We start from the raw sequence: 1,935 nt of genomic DNA on the forward strand, positions 1-1,935 counted from the left end.
GGACGGCCGCATGGTGCACTCGATGTTCCTGTTCGAGGTCAAGAAGCCGGAGGAGTCGAAGGGCCCGTGGGACTATTACAAGGTGCTCGCCGAGGTGCCCGGCGACCAGGCGTTCCGGCCGCTGAAGGACGGCAATTGTCCCTACGTGAAGCAATAGGGACCCGCCAAAACGCATTCGGGGCTCGCGCATCGCGGGCCCCGGGCAAACTGTCTTCGTCGATTTCGGTGTTAAGTGCTTGATCTCGCTGTCAGCCATCTCGCTGGCAGGAGTGGAGAGGCTCGAACTCCCAACCCCCGGTTTTGGAGACCGGTGCTCTACCAATTGAGCTACACTCCTAGCGAGCCGGGACAGTGTCGCCGGTTCGGCCGCTTTGAAGCATAGACCTCCCCCCGAATGCAAGGGTGCAATGGGGCAAATCGACTGGTCAGACCACAACTTCCGCGCCAGACTCGATGCAAACCGACAACATTGCCCAAGAGAACACTGCCCAAGGGAGAGCCCATGACACCGTCCCCCGCCGCCTCGACCGCGCCCTTGTCCGCGCTCCGCTCCCTGAGCCCGCCGCTGCCGGATGACCGCCCCGAGGCGCTCGGCCTGTCCCCGGCGCGGCTGCAGCGGGCGTCCGATGCCTTCAAGCGTGAGGCAGACAAGGGCACCATCCCCGGCGCGACCCTGCTGGTCGGCCGCCGCGGCCGGATCGGCTGGTTCAACGCCATCGGCCGCCAGGGTCCAGACTCGGACACGCCGATGCGGCCCGATTCGCTGTTCCGCATCTTTTCGATGACCAAGCCGATCGTCTCGCTGGGCATCATGATGCTGGTCGAGGACGGCGATCTCCTGCTGTCCGATCCCGTCGCCAAGTTCATCCCGGAATTCGGCGCCCAGAAGGTCGGTGTCGACAATGGCGGCAAGCTGGAGCTGGTAGCGGTCGCCCAGCCGATGACGGTGCAGGACCTGCTGCGCCACACCTCCGGCCTGGCCTACGAGCACACCGGCACCGGGCCGGTGCACCAGCTCTACCAGCAGTCGCGGGTGCGCAGCCGCAAGATCAGCAACGCCGAGCATGCGGCGATCGTCGCCGGCCTGCCGCTGATCTGCCAACCCGGCGCCGAGTTCAACTACAGCCGGTCGACCGATATTTTGGGGCGCATCATCGAGGTGGTCTCCGGCCAATCGCTCGGCGCCTTCCTGGCCGCGCGCATCCTGCAGCCGCTCGGCATGAACGAGACGGCCTTCTTCACCAGCGAGGCCAATGCACATCGGCTCGCCGAGCCGTTCGCCAAGGACCCATGGACCGGCGAGGCGGTCAACCTGTTCAAGATGACCGAGCAGCCGGTGATGGAATCCGGCGGCGGCGGCCTGGTCGCCACCACGATGGACTACGCCCGGTTCTGCGCGATGCTGCTCAACAAGGGCAGCCTCGATGGCGTCAGGCTGGTCGGCCGCAAGACGCTCGAACTGATGGCCTCCGACCATCTCGGCCCCGAGGTGAAGACGCAGGGCACCCTGCTGTCCCCCGGTCACGGCTTCGGCCTCGGCTTCGCCGTCCGCCGCGAAGCCGGCATCGCCCCCTTCCCCGGCTCGCCCGGCACCTTCTTCTGGAGCGGCATCGCCGGAACGTTCTTCTGGATCGATCCGAAGGAGGAGCTGTTCGCCGTCTTCATGGCCCAGGCGCCCGGGCAGCGGGATTATCTGCGCACGCTGGTGCGCGACGTGGTCTACGCCGCGGTGGAATGAGGCAACCGGATCGTTTGCCCGGATGCGGCACCCCCCCACCACCGTCATCCCGGCGAACGCCGGGATCCATACCGCGTGATCTGTCGGGGGACGTCACTGCCAGTTGCCTGCCTCATGATGGCTGGTGGCTATGGGTCCCGGCGTTCGCCGGGACGACAGTGGTGACTGAAGCGTCGGAGTAAGGGACGCATACTCTC

Annotated in this window: 1 protein-coding gene, 1 tRNA gene and 1 pseudogene; 2 read left to right on the top strand and 1 reads right to left on the bottom strand. The window is 66.3% G+C overall.

Annotation, left to right across the window (positions count from 1 at the left end):
• A pseudogene (locus tag BRAS3809_RS37260) lies at positions 1-157 on the top strand (ABC transporter substrate-binding protein); the annotation flags it as partial.
• Positions 158-261: 104 nt separating this feature from the next.
• Here BRAS3809_RS37260 and BRAS3809_RS05990 read toward each other — a convergent pair.
• Positions 262-337 (bottom strand) — tRNA-Trp (locus BRAS3809_RS05990).
• A gap of 165 nt (positions 338-502) precedes the next feature.
• On the opposite strand from BRAS3809_RS05990, the gene BRAS3809_RS05995 reads away from it, so the two are divergent.
• Positions 503-1,738, top strand: a complete 1,236-nt coding sequence (locus BRAS3809_RS05995; RefSeq protein ID WP_008961203.1) for a serine hydrolase domain-containing protein — start codon at positions 503-505, stop codon at positions 1,736-1,738.
• The last annotated feature ends 197 nt before the right edge of the window (positions 1,739-1,935 follow it).

This window comes from Bradyrhizobium sp. STM 3809 (assembly GCF_000239795.1).
In the GTDB taxonomy this organism is placed as follows: Bacteria; Pseudomonadota; Alphaproteobacteria; order Rhizobiales; family Xanthobacteraceae; genus Bradyrhizobium.

Coding starts and splice junctions, on each gene's coding strand:
- BRAS3809_RS05995 (WP_008961203.1), top strand. CDS start 503: ATGACACCGTCCCCCGCCGCCTCGACCGCGCCCTTGTCCGCGCTCCGC.